The 19,173-nt window shown below is 52.6% G+C and carries 18 protein-coding genes; 17 read left to right on the top strand and 1 reads right to left on the bottom strand.

Going from position 1 to position 19,173, the window contains the following annotated elements; genetic code table 11:
- Window positions 1–196 precede the first annotated feature (196 nt).
- Window positions 197–2,134, bottom strand: coding sequence for an RNase E specificity factor CsrD (gene csrD, locus AAIG26_RS21990; protein ID WP_020455468.1), 1,938 nt, complete (start codon window positions 2,132–2,134; stop codon window positions 197–199).
- A 289-nt stretch (window positions 2,135–2,423) separates the two neighbouring features.
- Between csrD and msrP the strand changes: the two genes are divergently transcribed.
- From msrP to AAIG26_RS21905, 17 genes are all read left to right on the top strand, one after another.
- Window positions 2,424–3,425 carry a protein-methionine-sulfoxide reductase catalytic subunit MsrP gene (msrP, locus tag AAIG26_RS21985; RefSeq protein ID WP_343181488.1) on the top strand — a complete coding sequence of 334 codons (1,002 nt, stop codon included), beginning with the start codon at window positions 2,424–2,426 and terminating at the stop codon, window positions 3,423–3,425.
- The gene (msrQ, locus tag AAIG26_RS21980) at window positions 3,426–4,025 is read left to right on the top strand and encodes a protein-methionine-sulfoxide reductase heme-binding subunit MsrQ (protein ID WP_020455470.1); all 600 of its coding nucleotides are present in this window, start codon (window positions 3,426–3,428) and stop codon (window positions 4,023–4,025) included.
- A gap of 235 nt (window positions 4,026–4,260) precedes the next feature.
- On the top strand, window positions 4,261–4,713 hold the full coding sequence (gene aroQ / locus AAIG26_RS21975; protein WP_020455471.1) for a type II 3-dehydroquinate dehydratase: 453 nt from the start codon (window positions 4,261–4,263) through the stop codon (window positions 4,711–4,713).
- Between the two features lie 21 nt (window positions 4,714–4,734).
- Complete coding sequence (gene accB / locus AAIG26_RS21970; RefSeq protein WP_020455472.1) at window positions 4,735–5,205, top strand: acetyl-CoA carboxylase biotin carboxyl carrier protein; 471 nt, start codon at window positions 4,735–4,737, stop codon at window positions 5,203–5,205.
- Window positions 5,206–5,216: 11 nt separating this feature from the next.
- The gene (accC, locus tag AAIG26_RS21965; RefSeq protein WP_017457283.1) at window positions 5,217–6,566 is read left to right on the top strand and encodes an acetyl-CoA carboxylase biotin carboxylase subunit; all 1,350 of its coding nucleotides are present in this window, start codon (window positions 5,217–5,219) and stop codon (window positions 6,564–6,566) included.
- Between the two features lie 108 nt (window positions 6,567–6,674).
- Window positions 6,675–6,917 carry a YhdT family protein gene (locus AAIG26_RS21960; protein ID WP_343181487.1) on the top strand — a complete coding sequence of 81 codons (243 nt, stop codon included), beginning with the start codon at window positions 6,675–6,677 and terminating at the stop codon, window positions 6,915–6,917.
- Window positions 6,907–8,358, top strand: a complete 1,452-nt coding sequence (gene panF / locus AAIG26_RS21955) for a sodium/pantothenate symporter (protein WP_269231697.1) — start codon at window positions 6,907–6,909, stop codon at window positions 8,356–8,358. Before AAIG26_RS21960 ends, panF begins: the two co-directional genes overlap by 11 nt.
- A gap of 11 nt (window positions 8,359–8,369) precedes the next feature.
- Entirely contained in the window at window positions 8,370–9,251 is an 882-nt protein-coding gene (gene prmA / locus AAIG26_RS21950; protein ID WP_020455474.1) for a 50S ribosomal protein L11 methyltransferase, read from the top strand.
- Window positions 9,252–9,620: 369 nt separating this feature from the next.
- A complete protein-coding gene (gene dusB, locus AAIG26_RS21945; RefSeq protein ID WP_044489505.1) occupies window positions 9,621–10,586 on the top strand; it encodes a tRNA dihydrouridine synthase DusB in 966 nt (321 codons plus the stop codon).
- A gap of 25 nt (window positions 10,587–10,611) precedes the next feature.
- Entirely contained in the window at window positions 10,612–10,908 is a 297-nt protein-coding gene (gene fis, locus AAIG26_RS21940; protein WP_000462905.1) for a DNA-binding transcriptional regulator Fis, read from the top strand.
- A 162-nt stretch (window positions 10,909–11,070) separates the two neighbouring features.
- Window positions 11,071–11,232, top strand: coding sequence for a DUF2556 family protein (locus AAIG26_RS21935; RefSeq protein WP_020455476.1), 162 nt, complete (start codon window positions 11,071–11,073; stop codon window positions 11,230–11,232).
- 165 nt (window positions 11,233–11,397) lie between these two features.
- A complete protein-coding gene (locus tag AAIG26_RS21930) occupies window positions 11,398–13,476 on the top strand; it encodes a bifunctional diguanylate cyclase/phosphodiesterase (protein ID WP_343181485.1) in 2,079 nt (692 codons plus the stop codon).
- 329 nt (window positions 13,477–13,805) lie between these two features.
- Window positions 13,806–14,027 carry a lipoprotein gene (locus AAIG26_RS21925; protein ID WP_343181483.1) on the top strand — a complete coding sequence of 74 codons (222 nt, stop codon included), beginning with the start codon at window positions 13,806–13,808 and terminating at the stop codon, window positions 14,025–14,027.
- Between the two features lie 500 nt (window positions 14,028–14,527).
- Window positions 14,528–15,553 carry an amino acid ABC transporter substrate-binding protein gene (locus AAIG26_RS21920; protein WP_020455478.1) on the top strand — a complete coding sequence of 342 codons (1,026 nt, stop codon included), beginning with the start codon at window positions 14,528–14,530 and terminating at the stop codon, window positions 15,551–15,553.
- A gap of 72 nt (window positions 15,554–15,625) precedes the next feature.
- Entirely contained in the window at window positions 15,626–16,807 is a 1,182-nt protein-coding gene (locus tag AAIG26_RS21915) for an amino acid ABC transporter permease (protein ID WP_160268511.1), read from the top strand.
- A gap of 9 nt (window positions 16,808–16,816) precedes the next feature.
- Window positions 16,817–17,920 (top strand): amino acid ABC transporter permease, encoded by a 1,104-nt coding sequence (locus tag AAIG26_RS21910; protein WP_343181482.1) that lies wholly within the window; start codon window positions 16,817–16,819, stop codon window positions 17,918–17,920.
- 8 nt (window positions 17,921–17,928) lie between these two features.
- A complete protein-coding gene (locus AAIG26_RS21905; protein ID WP_343181480.1) occupies window positions 17,929–18,687 on the top strand; it encodes an amino acid ABC transporter ATP-binding protein in 759 nt (252 codons plus the stop codon).
- Window positions 18,688–19,173: the final 486 nt, after the last annotated feature.

Below are 19,173 nucleotides of genomic sequence, written 5' to 3'. Positions count from 1 at the left end.
CAGTTTGTTTCCTTTGTTGCAAAACGACATGATTCTGCCCGGAAGTAAAAAAAGCCCATCTTCCAGTCTGTTGCGTTTGCAGTTTTTCATAAGGACAAACCGGCTTTGTTCACTGCGATAATCCGGCGGGCAGGCACGCACACCCCCAAACATGGCAGCGCGCATTATTCTACGTGAAAACGACTTAAACAGCAGTTCAAACCGAGTATCTTTGCGAATATTTTTTCACATTGGTATCGAGCGGTTGGGAAGCCGCGATAAAATCGCCCTGCCCACCCGCAACACCCCGTTCCACCAGCGTCTGCCATTCGCCACGAGAGCGAACACCGGTCGCGAAAACTCGCGTTCGCGTGCCTTTGCACGCTTCCACGAGGCTCTGCACCAGAAGCTGGTTTTCGGTGCGCTTTTCAATGTTCCTGACCAGCCCCGGATGCAGCTTTAATAACTCAACATCCAACGCTTTAATCCAACTGGTGCTCACCAACGTCAGACCCGCCTGATTTACCACCACGCGGGCGCCTAATGCGTTGATTAAACGCACCACCGACTGTAACCGGCTGATATGTTGACAAACATCCGCCTCAGCAAGTTCAAAAATAATCCGTTTACGTTGAGATTTTTCGCACTGCATTAATATATCGCGTAGCCAGCGTTGAAAACGGGGACGGATCAATGATTCCACTGTTATTTGCATGGCGAGGTTTTCTTCCGGCCAAAAACCCATAAAAGGAATCAGCCGCGTCACCTGCAGGCGGTCATACTCTTCAGCAAGACCAAACTGCTGCACCATGGGCATATACTCTTCGGCAATCACTTCTTGTTCGCCGTCGAAAATGCGGCACATCAGCTCGCGGTGATGAACCTGGCCATCACGGTTGATCGCCGGTTTCTGATACACGCGCGGCCCGCCGCGGCTCAGCATCTGCTCAATCAGCGTCCGCCAGCGCACATTTCCACGCCCTTGCTCCGGCAATGTGTCGTCGTACACTGACCAACTGTTTCCGCCCTGCAACACCGCGTTGCGCGCTGCGGCTTCGGCATGCTCCATGACTTGCACACCGGCTTGCCCACTACGCCAGGCACAAATACCAATGTGCATAATGTCTTCGCGGGTCAGCGCTTTATTTGGGGGTAACCCGTCCACTGCTTTCAGGATCTGCCCGGCGATGCTCTCCGCTTCCTTTAATGTGCGATGCGGCAGCAGTACGGCGAAGTCGCTGCGATGGTAGCGAGCCAGTAACGCGCCGGGATAACGCATAATAAAAGTAGAAAGCAGATTAATGAGGGTAAAGAGATACTCTTCGGTGGTGGTTCCACCGCTATCGCGCAGCAGATCAAAGTCCGGCAAACGGATCATCATCACCACGCCGTGCGAACCCACCTTTTCCTGATCTTCCAGCAGCGTGGCGAGCTGGTTATCAAAAAACAGACGGTTATTGAGGCCCGTTCGCTTGTCCTGCGCCGCATAGGAGCGGATAAGCGTATCCATGCGGCTACGTTGATCGCTGGCAAACTGGATATCTGTCAGCAGCACATCCAGCGCGCTGCTGGTGCGTGATGGCCACTCATAAATGCTGCCGCGAACCTGCGGCCCGCGCTCGCCGTTGAGGATACGCGTCGCGCGTGTCTCCAGCAGTTCCTGCCCGGAAAGCTGTCGCCGCAACCAGCGAACGGAGAGAAAGAGGATCACAATCATAAAACCGATCGCCACCGTCAGCGGCGCGGTGGTTAACAACGAACGAAAGTAGTTCGCCATAGGATCCTGGTAAACCAGCGTGAAGGTGAAACCGGGATTTTTCAGGGAGGGAATATGCAGCTCCCGATATTGATAGTTGCTGCCTGCCGGGCGATAACTTCCGTTATGCGAATAACTGAGCACCGTGCGCTGGCCTTGCTTAATCTGAATCTCAATAATGTCTACCGGCACCATTAATTCATCAAGCTGCGGCAACAACCGCGAAACCGGCGTTGAGATCAAGCGCGTATCAATAATTGCCGCCACCGCTTCCACACGATTGGCAACCTTATTTTGAATCGCGTTATAGAAGCTCAGTGAACATCCAATCAGGGTGACGAAAAACGCCAGCCCTGTCAGTAGCGTCACAAAAGCTGAAAATTTCGTCGTTAATCGCATCCTTGTGTTAACTCCGCTTGTATAAAGAACGAAACGATACCGCTCAGGGTTACGTCATTGAAGTAAGTGCTAACTTTGGTGTCTACCCGCGTCCCGGGATAGCGTGGAGGCGGCAGGGAAAACTGGCACCGCGTTTCATATCTGCGAGTATAGCCCTCAGAAATTTTTTGCCAACAATCAATAAGCCTGAAAAATGTCTTAACCTGACTATTTACAATGTTTGGTAACACACTCATGCTCGCGCTCACGCTTCGCTTACACCATGCTTGACGAGAGACTAACGGAGGATGTGATGAAGAAAAAACTAACTGAAGCCGATGTCACTGCGGAATCCGTTTTTATGTTACAGCGCCGCCAGGTGCTGAAAATGCTGGGAATTAGCGCCTCGGCATTGACCCTGGCACCCGGCGCGCGGGCCGATCTGTTGGACTGGTTTAAAGGCCATGACCGGCCAAAAGCGCCATCAGGAAAAGCGCTCGATTTTATGCAACCTGCGCAGTGGAAAGCCTCTCTCCCGCTGACACCGGAAGAGAAAGTCACCGGCTATAACAACTTCTATGAATTTGGCCTCGATAAAGCCGATCCTGCCGCCAACGCCGGGGGAATGAAAACCGATCCCTGGACACTGACCATTGATGGTGAAGTGGCGAAACCGTTAACCCTCGACCACGCGGCGCTGACCTCGCGTTTCCCGCTGGAAGAGCGAATCTACCGGATGCGCTGCGTAGAGGCCTGGTCGATGGTGGTGCCGTGGATCGGCTTCCCGCTGCATAAACTGCTGGCGTTAGTTGAACCCACCAGCAACGCAAAATATGTCGCGTTCCAGACACTTTACGCACCGGATCAGATGCCGGGGCAAAAAGACCGATTTATCGGCGGTGGCCTTAAATACCCGTATGTTGAAGCGCTACGTATAGATGAAGCGATGCATCCGCTCACGCTGCTTACTGTCGGGGTGTATGGTAAAGCGCTGCCGCCGCAAAACGGCGCGCCGATCCGCCTGACTGTGCCGTGGAAATATGGTTTTAAAGGCATCAAATCGATAGTCAGTATCAAGCTCACCAGTAAACGACCGCCGACCACCTGGAACCTTGCCGCGCCCGATGAATATGGCTTCTACGCCAACGTAAACCCGCATGTGGATCACCCACGCTGGTCACAAGCAACGGAACGTTTTATTGGATCCGGCGGCGCGCTGGATGTAAAACGTCAGCCAACGCTGCTGTTTAATGGCTACGCTGAAGAAGTGGCTTCGCTTTATCACGGGTTAGATCTGCGGGAGAATTTCTGAGTGCGCTTAACGGCAAAACAGGTGACATGGTTAAAAGTCGCATTGCATCTGGCGGGTCTGCTGCCTTTACTTTGGCTTTTCTGGGCGGCGAATCAGGGCTATTTCAGCGCCGATCCGGCGAAAGACATCCAGCATTTTACGGGCAGAATGGCGCTTAAATTCCTGCTCGCCAGTTTGCTGGTAGCACCGCTCGCACGCTACGCGAAACAACCTTTATTAATCAGAACCCGGCGTTTGCTGGGACTGTGGTGCTTTGCCTGGGCGACGCTGCACCTGACCAGCTACACCTTGCTGGAACTGGGTATTAATAATCTTTCATTATTAGGACAAGAGTTGGTAACGCGCCCTTATTTAACGCTGGGTGCCGTAAGTTGGCTGATTTTGCTGGCATTGGCGTTGACCTCAACGCAATGGGCGCAGCGCAAGCTGGGAAAACGCTGGCAACAACTACACAATTTCGTCTATCTGGTGGCGATCCTCGCACCGATTCACTACCTTTGGTCGGTGAAAATCTTGTCACCGCAGCCGATCCTTTACGCTGCCGCCGCGATTGGGCTGTTAGCGTGGCGCTATAAGAAGTTTCGCCAATGGTGGCGTTAACACGCTCATTGTGTGCAGTTCTCCGCAGATCTACTATCATTCACCGCCAGATTCCGGGCGGTGGTTGATAATCTTCCCTGATAAGACCAGTATTTAGCTGCCAATTGCTACGAAATGGTTATAATGTGCGACTTTGGTTTTCCTGACAGGGGTTTTTAGCCTCTGAAAAGGTGACAATCGCGAATCGAAGGTATATTTTGTTTTTTACCCGAGAATCGCAGGAGATAGCGGCACAATGGCTGGCAAGTTCCACATATTAGTTTTGAACGGACCGAACCTGAACATGCTTGGCACCCGCGAGCCGGATAAGTACGGCACGCTTACGCTCAGCGAGATTGTTAACGGTTTGAGCACCGAAGCGGCAGCGCTTGATGTGGAACTGGCGCATTTTCAGTCAAACGCGGAGTACGCAATCATCGACCGTATTCATCAGGCTAAAGACATTATGGACTTCATCCTGATCAATCCGGCCGCGTTTACGCACACCAGTGTTGCTATCCGCGACGCATTGTTGGCAGTCGACATCCCGTTTATCGAGATCCACCTGACCAACGTGCATGCGCGGGAGCCATTCCGCCACCACTCGTATCTGTCAGATATCGCCGAAGGTGTTATTTGCGGGCTGGGTGCGGAAGGTTATTCATACGCTTTACAGACGGCGGTAAAACGCCTGTCACAATCACACTAAACAAGAGTACGGAACCCACTCATGGATATTCGTAAGATTAAGAAACTGATCGAGCTGGTTGAAGAATCAGGCATCTCCGAACTGGAAATTTCTGAAGGCGAAGAGTCTGTGCGCATCAGCCGCAGCGCGCCGAATGCTGGCTTCCCGGTGATGCAGCAGGCTTATGCTGCGCCGATGATGCAACAGCAACCAGCCCTGTCTAACGCTGTCGCAACTGCCGCAGCGCCGGAAGCCCCTGCAGCCGCAGCGGAAATCAGTGGTCACATCGTACGTTCCCCGATGGTCGGAACCTTCTATCGCACCCCGAGCCCGGACGCGAAAGCGTTTATCGAAATCGGCCAGAAAGTCAACGTGGGCGATACCCTGTGCATCGTTGAAGCCATGAAAATGATGAACCAGATCGAAGCCGATAAATCAGGCGTGGTGAAAGCCATTCTGGTTGAAAGTGGCCAACCGGTTGAATTTGACGAGCCGCTGGTCGTCATCGAGTAAACGAGGCGCACATGCTGGATAAAATTGTTATCGCCAACCGCGGCGAGATTGCACTGCGTATTCTTCGTGCCTGTAAAGAACTGGGCATCAAGACTGTCGCCGTGCACTCCACTGCGGATCGCGATTTAAAACACGTACTGCTGGCAGATGAGACCGTATGTATCGGTCCTGCGCCATCAGTAAAAAGCTATCTGAATATCCCGGCAATTATCTCCGCCGCCGAAATTACCGGCGCGGTGGCGATTCACCCGGGTTATGGCTTCCTCTCTGAGAACGCCAACTTCGCTGAGCAGGTTGAGCGCTCCGGCTTTATCTTCATCGGCCCGAAAGCTGACACCATCCGCCTGATGGGCGACAAAGTGTCGGCAATCACCGCCATGAAGAAAGCTGGCGTACCGACCGTACCGGGTTCAGACGGCCCGCTGGGCGACGATATGGATGCAAACCGCGCCCATGCTAAGCGCATCGGTTACCCGGTTATCATCAAAGCCTCCGGCGGCGGCGGCGGTCGCGGTATGCGCGTTGTGCGCAAAGACGCCGACCTGGCGCAGTCCATCAGCATGACGCGTGCGGAAGCGAAAGCCGCTTTCAACAACGACATGGTGTACATGGAAAAATACCTGGAAAATCCTCGCCACGTCGAGATCCAGGTGCTGGCCGATGGTCAGGGTAACGCTATCTATCTGGCAGAGCGCGACTGCTCCATGCAGCGCCGCCACCAGAAAGTGGTCGAAGAAGCGCCAGCACCGGGCATCACCCCGGAACTGCGTCGCTATATCGGCGAGCGCTGTGCGAAAGCCTGTGTCGATATCGGCTATCGCGGAGCGGGTACGTTTGAGTTTCTGTTCGAAAACGGCGAGTTCTACTTCATCGAGATGAACACCCGTATTCAGGTTGAGCACCCGGTTACCGAAATGATTACCGGCGTTGACCTGATCAAAGAGCAGTTGCGTATCGCAGCCGGTCAGCCGCTGTCCATTAAGCAAGAAGAAGTGGTGGTGAAAGGCCATGCGGTGGAATGCCGTATTAACGCCGAAGATCCGAACACCTTCCTGCCTAGCCCGGGCAAAATCACTCGCTTCCATGCCCCTGGTGGGTTTGGTGTGCGCTGGGAATCGCATATTTACGCCGGTTACACCGTACCGCCGTATTACGATTCAATGATTGGCAAGCTTATCTGCTACGGCGAGAGCCGCGATGTGGCGATTGCGCGCATGAAGAATGCGTTGCAGGAGCTGATTATCGACGGGATCAAAACCAACGTTGATCTGCAGATGCGTATTATGAGCGACGAGAACTTCCAGCATGGTGGCACCAACATCCACTATCTGGAGAAAAAACTCGGTTTGCAGGAAAAATAATCTGCAATCAGCGCAAAAGGCCGGATCTTCCGGCCTTTTTTGTTTTTCTCTCCCCGGAACCTGCCCATAGGGTACAATCCCCGCTTTCTTCATTTACAAGGGACAAAAATGGACAACCGTTTTGTTCAGGCTCACAAAGAAGCCCGCTGGGCGCTGTGGCTGACCCTTCTTTATCTTGCCGCCTGGTTAGTGTGCGCTTACATACCGGGTACAGAGCAGGGCTTCACCGGGCTGCCGCGTTGGTTTGAACTGGCCTGCCTGCTTACGCCGCTGGTATTTGTTTTACTTTGCTGGGCGATGGTGCGTTTTATCTTCCGCGATATCTCTCTGGAGGATAACGATGCAAACTGAAATTATCGCCGTGCTGATAATCTACCTGATCGTTGTCTTCGGCCTCTCTTTCTATGCGATGCGCCAGCGTAGCAGCGGTACTTTCCTGAGCGAGTACTTCCTCGGTAGCCGTTCCATGGGTGGATTTGTGCTGGCGATGACGCTGACCGCAACCTATGTTAGCGCCAGTTCGTTTATTGGCGGGCCGGGAGCCGCGTACAAATTCGGCCTTGGCTGGGTGCTGCTGGCAATGATCCAGGTTCCCACCATTTGGCTGTCGCTGGGCATTCTCGGCAAAAAATTCGCAATTCTGGCACGTCGCTACAATGCGATTACGCTCAACGACATGCTGATGGCGCGCTACCAGAGCCGCGCGGTCGTGTGGATCGCCAGCGTCAGCCTGCTGGTGGCCTTTGTCGGTGCGATTGCCGTGCAGTTTATCGGCGGCGCGCGTCTGCTGGAGACAGCGGCCGGCATCAAATACGAATCAGGCCTGCTGATCTTCGGCATTACTATCGCGTTGTATACGGCGTTTGGCGGTTTTCGCGCCAGTGTGTTAAACGACACCATGCAAGGTCTGGTGATGCTGATTGGTACGCTGGTGTTACTGGTCGGCGTGATCCATGCGGCGGGCGGATTGCATAACGCCGTTGCTACCTTGCAGCATATCGATCCGAAACTGGTTAGCCCGCAGGGCGCGCACGACATTCTTTCCCCGGCGTTTATGACCTCGTTTTGGGTGCTGGTGTGTTTTGGCGTTATCGGTCTGCCGCATACCGCTGTGCGCTGTATTTCGTATAAAGACAGCAAGTCGGTGCACCGTGGGATCATTATCGGCACCATTGTCATCGCGCTGTTGATGCTGGGAATGCATCTGGCGGGAGCGCTGGGTCGTGCTGTGCTACCGAATCTGTCGGTGCCGGATCAGGTTATTCCCACATTGATGGTCGAAGTGTTGCCACCGTGGGCCGCAGGGTTGTTCCTTGCCGCACCGATGGCCGCGATCATGTCCAATGTCAACGCGCATCTGTTGCAGGCTTCCGCGACAATCATCAAAGACCTGTGGTTAAGCGCGCAGCCGACTAAAATTCGTCATGAGCCACGCTTAAAACGCATTTCCACCGTGACAACGCTGGTACTCGGCATTTTGATGATGCTGGCGGCATGGCGTCCGCCAGAGATGATCATCTGGCTGAATCTGCTGGCGTTTGGCGGGCTTGAGGCGGTATTTCTGTGGCCGCTGGTGCTGGGTCTTTACTGGGACCGCGCGAATGCCACCGGCGCGCTCAGCGCCATGATTGTTGGCGGTGCGCTGTATGCCGTGCTCGCCACCTTTAATATTCAGTACCTGGGCTTCCATCCGATTGTGCCCTCGCTGCTGTTAAGTTTGCTGGCCTTCATTGTCGGGAACCGTTTCGGTCAACCCGCGCCGCAGGCCCCACCTATTTCTGTTAATGAATAAAGAGTTATGCCATGCCTTGGATCCAACTGAAACTGAACACCACCGGCGCGAATGCGGAAGATCTGAGCGATGCTCTGATGGAAGCAGGCGCGGTGTCCATTACCTTCCAGGACACGCACGACACGCCCGTATTTGAACCGCTGCCGGGTGAAACCCGTCTGTGGGGCGATACCGACGTTATCGGCCTGTTCGATGCGGAAACCGAGATGGCGGACGTCGTTGCCCAACTCGCTCTACACCCGCTGCTCGGCGAAGGTTTCGCCCATAAAATTGAGCAACTGGAAGATAAAGACTGGGAGCGCGAATGGATGGACAACTTCCACCCGATGCGCTTTGGCGAACGCCTGTGGATCTGCCCGAGCTGGCGCGAAGTGCCGGATGCCAATGCGGTGAATGTGATGCTCGATCCGGGTCTGGCATTCGGAACCGGCACGCACCCAACCACCTCGTTGTGTCTGCAATGGCTCGATGGCCTGGATCTTGTCGGCAAAACTGTGATCGATTTTGGCTGCGGTTCCGGGATCCTTGCGATCGCCGCCCTGAAACTGGGTGCGGCTAAAGCGATCGGTATTGATATTGATCCGCAAGCGATCCAGGCAAGCCGTGATAACGCCGAGCGCAACGGCGTTTCCGAGCGTCTCGAGTTGTACCTGCCGAAAGACCAGCCAGACGCGATGAAAGCCGATGTGGTGGTTGCCAATATTCTGGCTGGCCCGTTGCGTGAACTGGCGCCGCTAATCAGCGTATTGCCCGTCGAGGGCGGCTTGCTGGGGCTCTCTGGTATTCTTGCCAGCCAGGCAGACAGCGTGTGCGAAGCCTATGCCGAACTCTTTACCCTGGATCCGGTGGTCGAGAAAGAAGAGTGGTGCCGTATCACGGGACAGAAAAGGTAAAACTGAACGCGGCCTGCGGGCCACGTTTCGCGGAGCCAGCGCGCTGAACTGTCGAAAAAACCAGCCAAAATGCCGATCAAAAAATTGCGAGCAGCTTCGCAAAAATCGTCATTTTTGTCTGAAAAAACAGCAGTTCAGCCGCTTATCACCCGCGAAAAAACGATAACTTGTGCGAATTTATGCGTTATGTGAAATTTTTATCTTTTACATAACCCTATGAAAAACATGATTTAATACGTTTATTGCCCCGGTGGACTGGCTATTCCTTGATCTACAACAGAGGATTGCTCAAAGTTTGGCCTTTCATCTCGTGCAAAAAATGCGTAATATACGCCGCCTTGCAGTCACAGTATGGTCATTTCTTAACTCATGCGCATCGGACACCACCAGCTCAGAAATCGCCTGATCGCAGCGCCCATGGCTGGCATTACTGACAGACCATTCCGGACGTTGTGCTACGAGATGGGAGCCGGTTTAACCGTATCCGAGATGATGTCTTCTAACCCACAAGTGTGGGAAAGCGACAAGTCCCGACTGCGGATGGTGCACATTGATGAACCCGGTATTCGCACCGTGCAAATTGCCGGCAGCGACCCGGATGAAATGGCGGAAGCCGCACGTATTAACGTGGAAAGCGGCGCCCAGATTATTGATATCAATATGGGTTGCCCGGCTAAAAAAGTGAATCGCAAGCTTGCAGGTTCCGCCCTGCTGCAATACCCGGATCTGGTGAAGTCGATCCTGACCTCGGTAGTTAATGCAGTGGATGTTCCTGTCACTCTGAAGATTCGCACGGGTTGGGCTCCAGAACACCGTAACTGCGTAGAAATTGCCCAACTGGCTGAAGAGTGTGGTATTCAGGCTCTGACCATTCATGGACGCACCCGCGCCTGTTTGTTCAACGGAGACGCTGAGTACGACAGTATTCGGGCAGTTAAGCAGAAAGTTTCCATTCCGGTTATCGCGAATGGCGACATTACTGACCCGCTTAAAGCCAGAGCTGTGCTCGACTATACAGGGGCGGATGCCCTGATGATAGGCCGCGCAGCTCAGGGAAGACCCTGGATCTTCCGGGAAATCCAGCATTATCTGGACACTGGGGAGCTGCTGGCCCCGCTGCCTTTGGCAGAGGTTAAGCGCTTGCTTTGCGCGCACGTTCGGGAACTGCATGACTTTTACGGTCAGGCGAAAGGTTACCGAATCGCACGCAAACACGTCTCCTGGTATCTCCAGGAGCACGCTCCGAATGACCAGTTTCGGCGCACATTCAACGCCATTGAGAATGCCAGCGAACAGCTGGAGGCGTTGGAGGCATACTTCGAAAATTTTGCGTAAACAGAAATAAAGAGCTGACAGAACTATGTTCGAACAACGCGTAAATTCTGACGTACTGACCGTTTCTACCGTTAACTCTCAGGATCAGGTAACCCAAAAACCGCTCCGTGACTCGGTAAAACAGGCACTGAAGAACTATTTTGCTCAACTGAATGGTCAGGATGTTAATGATCTGTATGAGCTGGTACTGGCTGAAGTAGAACAGCCACTGTTGGACATGGTGATGCAATACACCCGTGGTAATCAGACCCGCGCGGCGCTGATGATGGGCATCAACCGCGGTACGCTGCGTAAAAAACTGAAAAAATACGGCATGAACTGATTTTTAATCAGTGAGTTGTATTGATAAAAAGGCGCTAACCGGCATGGGACAGCGCCTTTTTTATTGCCTGAAATAGCGCTAAAAACCCCGCTTTCCCTGTCATTCCGGGGTTACGGATTCGTGTATATTTCAACAAATGGTTGCAAGAAAGGGAGATACGGAATGATTCGCAAGTATTGGTGGCTGGTGGCTTTCGCCCTGTCGATTCTCATGCTGGATAGCTTAATCATGTACTGGGTTGAGTATATGACCACCGAGATCGATAAGTGCCGCAATATGAACTCCGTAAATCCGCTCAAACTGGTTAACTGCAATAATCTGTAAGTGATTGCTTGTAGCGAAAATTCGCGAAAACGCAGCCATCACCCTGATTAACGCAGGGATTTAAATCATTTTGAGCCATCTCCATACGATGCTAATGTCTCAGCCCTTTTCGCCAGTCCGATCGTAGTAATGCGTAACGCCCTTAGTGAATGAGTTGATGACACCATGCTGGATAGCCAATACGACTATATCCTTGTTGTTGTTTCTTTTATCGTAGCCATTTTAGCCTCTTATACCGCCCTGAATATGGCCGGCCGAGTTTCCACCAGCAGCAAGGGATCGTCATGGGTCTGGCTCAGCGGTGGCGGCGTAGCGATGGGGATAGGCATCTGGGCGATGCATTTTATCGGCATGCTGGCGATGAACATGTCGATGAACATGCGCTACGAACCGTTTCTCACGGCCCTCTCCATGGTTATCGCGATCGGCTCTTCGTTGTTCGCGCTGTGGCTGGTGAGCGCCCCGCATCTGCATCTGCGTCGCCTGATCCCGGGCGCAATTGTCATGGGCCTGGGTATTGCAGCGATGCACTATACCGGCATGGCGGCGCTTCAGGTCTCCCCGGCCATTATCTGGAATCTGAACTGGGTCGCCTTATCGTTAGCGATCGCGCTGGTCGCCTCTTTCGCCGCCCTGTGGCTCACATTTCATCTACGTCATGAAGCGGCCCAGGTTGCGCTGATGCGTTTTGGTGCGGCAATTTTAATGGGCGTCGCCATTGCTGGTATGCATTACACCGGCATGATGGCGGCTCAAATCCCTCACCAACATGCCATGGGGCATAACGGTTTTAACAATAACTGGTTAGCCGTACTGGTCGGCATGATGGCCTTCTCGGTGCTGGGCATTACGTTACTGGTGTCGATGTTTGATGCGCGTCTGCAGGCGAAAACCTCGCTACTGGCAACTTCACTGGCGGCCGCAAACCGCGAACTGGCGCGGCTGGCGTTGCACGATACCTTAACGCGTCTGCCTAACCGCGTGTTGCTGGAAGATCGCCTTGAACAGGCCATCAACAAAGCCAAACGCGAAGGCTCTTTCTTCGCGCTGATGTTTATGGATCTCGACGGTTTCAAAACCGTCAACGACGCCTGGGGCCACGATGTCGGCGATAAATTGCTGGTCGCGGTGACCGATCGCCTGACACAAAAATTAAAAGGGCAATATACGCTGGCGCGCATTGGTGGTGACGAGTTTGTTCTGCTGGCAGAAGTCAGCGCACCAGATGAAGCAGCAACGCTTGCCAGTTCGTTGGTACGCGTGATCGATAAGCCCTTCACTATCGATCCCTATGACGTGATGGTGACGCTGAGCGTCGGTATTGCACTTTATCCGCATGACGGCAAGAACGAACGGGAATTGATGTTCAACGCTGATGCGGCGATGTATCACACCAAGCATATGGGCCGTAACGGTTACCACTTCTTTCAGCCCTCGATGAACACGCTGGCGCAAACACAGCTGCAGTTACTCAATGATTTGTGGATGGCACTGGAGCGCCAGGAGTTCCGGCTGGTTTATCAGCCCAAATTTAAAGCCCCCGCGGGGCCAGTTATCGGCTTTGAGGCGCTGTTGCGCTGGCATCACCCTTACCAGGGCGTGCTCACTCCGGATGTTTTTTTGCCGCTGGCGGAGAAAACCGGTCTGATTGTGCCGCTTGGTAACTGGGTAGTGGACGAAGCCTGCCGTCAGCTTGGCGAATGGCGTAAAATGGGGCACCTTGACTGGTCTGTGGCGGTGAACCTTTCCACCCTGCAATTTGAACAGAGTTCTCTGGTGGCAACGATTATGGAGGCGCTGAAAAAGCATGATGTGCCGCCGCAAAAATTAATCCTGGAAGTGACCGAAACCACGGCAATGAGCAATCCGGATGAGAGTGTGCGCGTGTTGACGGAGCTGACAGATGCGGGCGTTCAATCCTCAATCGATGATTTTGGTACAGGCTACTCCAGTCTGCTGTATCTGAAACGTCTTCCGGCCTGCGAATTAAAAATCGACCGTGCGTTTGTTCGTGAGTTAAGCCGGGAAGGCGAAGATGCCACCATCGTCTCCGCCATCGTAGCGTTAGCCAGGACGCTGAATTTAAAAGTTGTAGCGGAAGGTGTGGAAACAGAAGAACAACAAAAATTTCTCACTGAGCTGGGCTGTAATACGCTGCAGGGGTATTTATTAGGTAAACCGGTGAGCGCGGAGTCTATTACTTCTTACGGAAATAAACTTCCCCCGCCCGAGCCCCTCTCCTGAAGATGGATTGATTTAAATAAAGCGCCTGCAGGCGCTTTTGTTTTACCAAAGCCGTAAACTAGATTATTCTTATAAAAATAATGCCATGCACCATCTCTATTTAATCAAGCGCTTACGCATTGCAATAGAATTTTTTATTTCACTCTTCATCTTTTCTGCACTATTTAACCTGCGACGTAGTTTTGTCTTCATGATTTTTACAAAGAACATAATTTGAGATTATTGCACCCGGGAATTTGCGCAGGCGAATGGTAAAATATGCCTTATCGATTCTGGACAGATATCGTAATTATTGATATCGGGGATCGTGATTATTTCGAGGTAATATTATGAAAAAATTCATTTCCGTGGCATTACTGGCGACCTTCCTGGCAGGCTGTGCCCACGATTCTCCTTGTGTTCCGGTGTACGATGATCAAGGTCGTCTGGTACATACCAATACCTGTATGAAAGGCACAACTCAGGATAACTGGGAAACTGCCGGCGCAATTGCCAGCGGCGCAGCGGCGATTGCCGGTCTGACGCTCGGTATCGTAGCGCTGACGAAATAGTTTAAAAAGCCAAAAGTTATAAAAAGCGCGGTTCGCCGCGCTTTTGCTTTATTAAGGTGCAGTTAATTTTGCATAAGTAAATTTTCAGCCCCATAAGCAAGCAGTAATAAAAAAATAAGTACAGATTTCCTTTTATCTGCCCCTACTGTTTTTCACTTTTTCCTCTTTTTCTCTATTTTTGCGTGACCCATTTCACAAAGCGATGCCAATCAAGATATTGCTTATATTCACGCAGGAAACTTGTCTGTTAATTCCCTCTTAACGGCGTTCTCTTTTTGCTCTGTTTTGTGGCGTAGGTTGTATTTTTGCACCACAACGGGGCAATGGTTTTATTTTTTCCTGTCTACACTCTCAATATTGCGCCTGTGCTAGCCAAATAACGGCACGCGCAAAACTGGCACTACCTTTGCTTTAAAGAGTATGGCCATCGCCACAGACAGGTTCAGGCGTTTCCCGAACGCCTTATATAACGATAAATTTTTCGCCACACAGGATGCATTATGAAAAAGATGATGATCGCCAGCCTGGCCGCTGCCGGTGTACTGTTTGCTGTCGCAAATCAGGCACATGCAGGCGCAACGCTGGATGCCGTTAAAAAGAAAGGTTTCGTACAATGCGGTATCAGCGACGGTCTGCCTGGCTTTTCCTACGCGGATGCGAGCGGTAAATTCACCGGTATCGACGTGGACGTTTGCCGCGGCGTTGCCGCCGCCGTATTCGGTGACGACACGAAAGTAAAATATACCCCGCTGACGGCCAAAGAGCGTTTTACCGCTCTGCAATCTGGCGAAGTGGATATGCTCTCCCGTAATACTACCTGGACCTCTTCCCGCGATGGCGGTATGGGCCTGTCATTCACTGGCGTAACCTATTACGACGGTATCGGCTTCCTGACCCACAACAAAGCAGGCCTGAAAAGCGCTAAAGAGCTGGACGGCGCAACCGTTTGTATTCAGGCGGGCACCGATACTGAGCTGAACGTGGCGGATTACTTTAAATCCAACAAAATGAAATATACGCCGGTGACCTTCGACCGTTCCGATGAATCCGCGAAAGCGCTGGAATCAGGCCGTTGCGATACACTCGCTTCCGACCAGTCTCAGCTATATGCATTGCGTATCAAACTGAGCAACCCGGCAGAGTGGATCGTATTGCCGGAAGTGATCTCGAAAGAGCCGCTGGGGCCGGTGGTTCGCCGTGGTGATGATGACTGGTTCTCGATTGTTCGCTGGACGCTGTTCGCCATGCTGAACGCAGAAGAGATGGGTGTTAACTCGAAAAACGTCGATGAGAAAGCCGCTAACCCAGCAACGCCGGATATGGCACACCTGTTAGGTAAAGAAGGTGACTTCGGTAAAGACCTGAAGCTGGATAACAAGTGGGCTTACAACATCATTAAGAAAGTCGGTAACTATTCAGAAATCTTTGAACGTAACGTCGGTTCTGAAAGCCCGCTGAAAATCAAACGCGGCCAGAACAACCTCTGGAACAACGGCGGTATTCAATACGCTCCGCCAGTGCGCTAATACGTAAGTGCTGTAACGGGCGCTACGCTTGCGTGGCGCCCAGCCCAGAGTCATGGTTACTGAGGTTTTCCTATGTCCCATCGCCGCCCAACCGTGAAAGGCGCTATCTCCCTTTCTAACCCTGCGGTTCGCGCCTGGCTGTTTCAAATCCTTGCGATTATCGCCGTGGTCGTTGTCGCCATTTATTTGATACACAACACCGTTACTAATCTGAATAACCGCGGCATTACCTCCGGCTTTGCCTTTCTGGATCGCGCAGCCGGATTTGGTATTGTTCAACATCTTATTGATTATGAACAAGGTGACACCTACGGGCGTGTATTTCTTGTAGGCTTACTTAACACGCTGCTGGTTTCCGCGCTGTGCATTGTGTTCGCTTCGTTCCTCGGCTTTTTCCTCGGCCTCGCTCGTCTGTCTGAAAACTGGCTACTGCGGAAGCTATCGACCATCTATATCGAAACGTTCCGTAATATCCCGCCGCTGTTGCAGATCTTTTTCTGGTACTTCGCGGTGCTGCGTAACCTACCCGGCCCGCGCCAGGCGGTCAACGCAATGGAGCTGGTGTTTCTGAGCAACCGGGGCTTGTATATACCCTCCCCACAAATGGGCGAGGGCATGCTGGCGTTCGTGGGCGCGATAATCCTGGCGGTGGCTATCTCCATCGGTCTGTTTCGCTTTAATAAAATGCATCAAATCAAAACCGGGCAGCTACGCCGTACATGGCCTGCCGCGCTGGGGTTGATTATTCTGTTGCCGCTGGTAGCGCACTGGGTGTTTGGCGCAGCGCTGCACTGGGACGTTCCGCATCTGCGCGGCTTCAACTTCCAGGGCGGTATGGTGCTGATCCCGGAACTCGCCGCGCTTACCATTGCGCTGTCGGTCTACACTTCCGCGTTTATCGCTGAGATTATTCGTTCAGGTATTCAGTCAGTGCCCTATGGGCAGCACGAAGCGGCACGTTCTCTCGGCTTGCCTAATCCGGTAACGCTGCGGCAGGTGATTATTCCGCAGGCGCTGCGCGTGATTATCCCTCCGCTGACCAGCCAGTATCTGAATATCGCCAAAAACTCCTCGCTGGCAGCGGCAATTGGTTATCCGGATATGGTGTCGCTGTTTGCCGGAACGGTGCTGAATCAGACCGGCCAGGCGATTGAAACTATCGCTATTACCATGTCGGTTTACTTGCTCATCAGCCTGTCGATTTCGTTACTGATGAACATCTATAACCGCCGCATTGCCCTGATTGAGCGCTAAGGAACCTTGATGACAAAAGCAATTCTGTCTCCCTCGACGCGCCAGACACCTGCAGGAAGCAATGGCGCGATAGTGTGGGTACGAAAAAATCTGTTCTCCAGTTGGTCAAACTCGCTGCTGACGCTGCTGTGTCTGTGGTTAATGTGGGAGTTGATTCCCCCTTTGCTGGACTGGGTGCTGTTTCAGGCGAACTGGTTTGGTTCGACACGTGCCGATTGTACGAAAGCAGGCGCGTGCTGGGTGTTTATCCACGAGCGTTTTGGCCAGTTTATGTATGGCCTCTACCCGCATGATCAACGCTGGCGTATTAATGTGGCGCTGCTCGTTGGACTGCTCTCTATCGCACCGATGTTCTGGAAGGCGCTGCCGCGTCGCGGGCGTTATATCGCTTGCTGGGCGGTAATTTATCCGCTTGTCGTGTGGTGGTTGTTGTTTGGTGGATTTCTGGGGCTGGAACGGGTTGAAACCCGCCAGTGGGGCGGTCTGACTCTGACATTGATCATCGCCTCTGTTGGTATTGCTGGCGCACTGCCACTGGGGATTTTGCTGGCGTTGGGTCGCCGTTCGAAAATGCCGGTGGTTCGCGTGTTATCGGTCATTTTCATTGAGTTCTGGCGCGGCGTTCCCTTAATTACCGTACTGTTTATGTCCTCGGTGATGCTGCCGCTGTTTATGTCGGAAGGCACCAGTATCGATAAACTGATCCGTGCGCTGGTCGGTGTGATCTTGTTTCAGTCCGCTTATGTGGCAGAGGTGGTGCGTGGCGGCTTGCAGGCGCTGCCGAAGGGGCAATATGAAGCGGCGGAATCTCTGGCACTGGGATACTGGAAAACGCAAGGGCTGGTGATCTTACCGCAGGCGCTGAAGCTGGTGATCCCGGGGCTTGTGAACACCATCATTGCTCTGTTCAAAGATACGAGTCTGGTGATCATCATCGGCTTGTTTGATCTGTTCAGCAGCGTACAGCAAGCCACGGTCGATCCTGCATGGCTTGGGATGTCCACCGAAGGCTATGTTTTTGCTGCCTTAGTTTATTGGGTTTTCTGTTTTAGCATGTCGCGCTACAGCCAACATCTGGAGAAGCGCTTTAACACCGGGCGTACACCGCACTGAGGATCCCCATGAGTAATACAACTATGCAATCTGGCGACGCGATGATTACGCTCGAAAAAGTGAATAAGTGGTACGGGCAGTTCCATGTACTGAAAGACATTAATCTCAATGTTAAACAGGGCGAGCGCATTGTGCTTTGCGGCCCGTCCGGTTCTGGAAAGTCGACAACGATCCGCTGTATTAACCATCTGGAAGAGCATCAACAAGGGCGTATTGTCGTTGATGGCATTGAGTTAAATGAAGATATCCGCAATATCGAAAAGATCCGCCAGGAAGTGGGAATGGTGTTCCAGCACTTTAATTTATTCCCGCATCTGACCGTCTTGCAAAACTGTACGCTGGCACCGATTTGGGTACGTAAGATGCCCAAGAAGGAGGCTGAAGCGCTGGCAATGCATTATCTTGAACGTGTGCGCATTGCCGAGCATGCGCATAAGTTTCCGGGGCAGATTTCCGGTGGACAGCAGCAACGTGTGGCGATCGCCCGTTCATTATGTATGAAGCCTAAAATCATGCTGTTCGATGAGCCAACTTCAGCGCTGGATCCGGAGATGGTAAAAGAGGTGCTGGATACCATGATTGGGCTGGCGCAGTCCGGCATGACGATGTTGTGTGTCACCCACGAAATGGGTTTTGCGCGCACCGTTGCCGATCGCGTGATCTTTATGGATCGGGGTGAAATCGTTGAACAGGCACCGCCGGAAGAGTTCTTTGCGAACCCAAAATCAGAACGTACCCGCGCGTTTTTGTCGCAGGTTATTCATTGATCTCTCCCGATTGTTACAGGCCACTCATGCGGGTGGCCTTTTTTATTGCCGACGCAAAAGCGCGTCGTGCAAGTATGCTTACCAAAAAGTTGGGGACCGGCTTTATTTTTTGGCTACCTATCTCACTGAGTTGGTCGAGCGCACTTCTTACGAATTCCGGGGCTCGCTAATCAATACCGCCTTACATATAGGTGGTGCTTTGCCTGGTATGTACTTGCTTGTTTGCCCGACGTTCCTGACCCTGACTCTCGCAGGGGAGACCACACTATTATTGGCGCTACGCGTTGCACTTCTGAGTGAGGGTGTCTGATGTCTGGCTGTTGAAGGGAAACGGCTTGCTCGCTACCTCTTTAGATCTGCGGCGCTTAAGTCTATTCATGCTCAAAGTGCTACTGATCTGGTGGAATTGGTTTCAGTGCGACCTTCATGTGCAAGGTTGTAAATAGAAAAGCAAAAGGCCCAGTCATTCGACTGGGCCTTTTGCTT

The sequence above is a fragment of the Kosakonia sp. PSU_27 genome, assembly GCF_039409795.1.
Classification (GTDB): domain Bacteria; phylum Pseudomonadota; class Gammaproteobacteria; order Enterobacterales; family Enterobacteriaceae; genus Kosakonia.
The sequence above is the reverse complement of the archived record's forward strand: the minus strand, read 5'-3'. Positions and strand labels throughout refer to the sequence as shown.

Coding starts and splice junctions, on each gene's coding strand:
- accC (WP_017457283.1), top strand. CDS start 5,217: ATGCTGGATAAAATTGTTATCGCCAACCGCGGCGAGATTGCACTGCGT.
- prmA (WP_020455474.1), top strand. CDS start 8,370: ATGCCTTGGATCCAACTGAAACTGAACACCACCGGCGCGAATGCGGAA.
- AAIG26_RS21910 (WP_343181482.1), top strand. CDS start 16,817: ATGACAAAAGCAATTCTGTCTCCCTCGACGCGCCAGACACCTGCAGGA.
- AAIG26_RS21960 (WP_343181487.1), top strand. CDS start 6,675: ATGGACAACCGTTTTGTTCAGGCTCACAAAGAAGCCCGCTGGGCGCTG.
- dusB (WP_044489505.1), top strand. CDS start 9,621: ATGCGCATCGGACACCACCAGCTCAGAAATCGCCTGATCGCAGCGCCC.
- AAIG26_RS21930 (WP_343181485.1), top strand. CDS start 11,398: ATGCTGGATAGCCAATACGACTATATCCTTGTTGTTGTTTCTTTTATC.
- AAIG26_RS21925 (WP_343181483.1), top strand. CDS start 13,806: ATGAAAAAATTCATTTCCGTGGCATTACTGGCGACCTTCCTGGCAGGC.
- AAIG26_RS21935 (WP_020455476.1), top strand. CDS start 11,071: ATGATTCGCAAGTATTGGTGGCTGGTGGCTTTCGCCCTGTCGATTCTC.
- AAIG26_RS21920 (WP_020455478.1), top strand. CDS start 14,528: ATGAAAAAGATGATGATCGCCAGCCTGGCCGCTGCCGGTGTACTGTTT.
- csrD (WP_020455468.1), bottom strand. CDS start 2,134: ATGCGATTAACGACGAAATTTTCAGCTTTTGTGACGCTACTGACAGGG.
- fis (WP_000462905.1), top strand. CDS start 10,612: ATGTTCGAACAACGCGTAAATTCTGACGTACTGACCGTTTCTACCGTT.
- accB (WP_020455472.1), top strand. CDS start 4,735: ATGGATATTCGTAAGATTAAGAAACTGATCGAGCTGGTTGAAGAATCA.
- panF (WP_269231697.1), top strand. CDS start 6,907: ATGCAAACTGAAATTATCGCCGTGCTGATAATCTACCTGATCGTTGTC.
- aroQ (WP_020455471.1), top strand. CDS start 4,261: ATGGCTGGCAAGTTCCACATATTAGTTTTGAACGGACCGAACCTGAAC.
- AAIG26_RS21915 (WP_160268511.1), top strand. CDS start 15,626: ATGTCCCATCGCCGCCCAACCGTGAAAGGCGCTATCTCCCTTTCTAAC.
- AAIG26_RS21905 (WP_343181480.1), top strand. CDS start 17,929: ATGAGTAATACAACTATGCAATCTGGCGACGCGATGATTACGCTCGAA.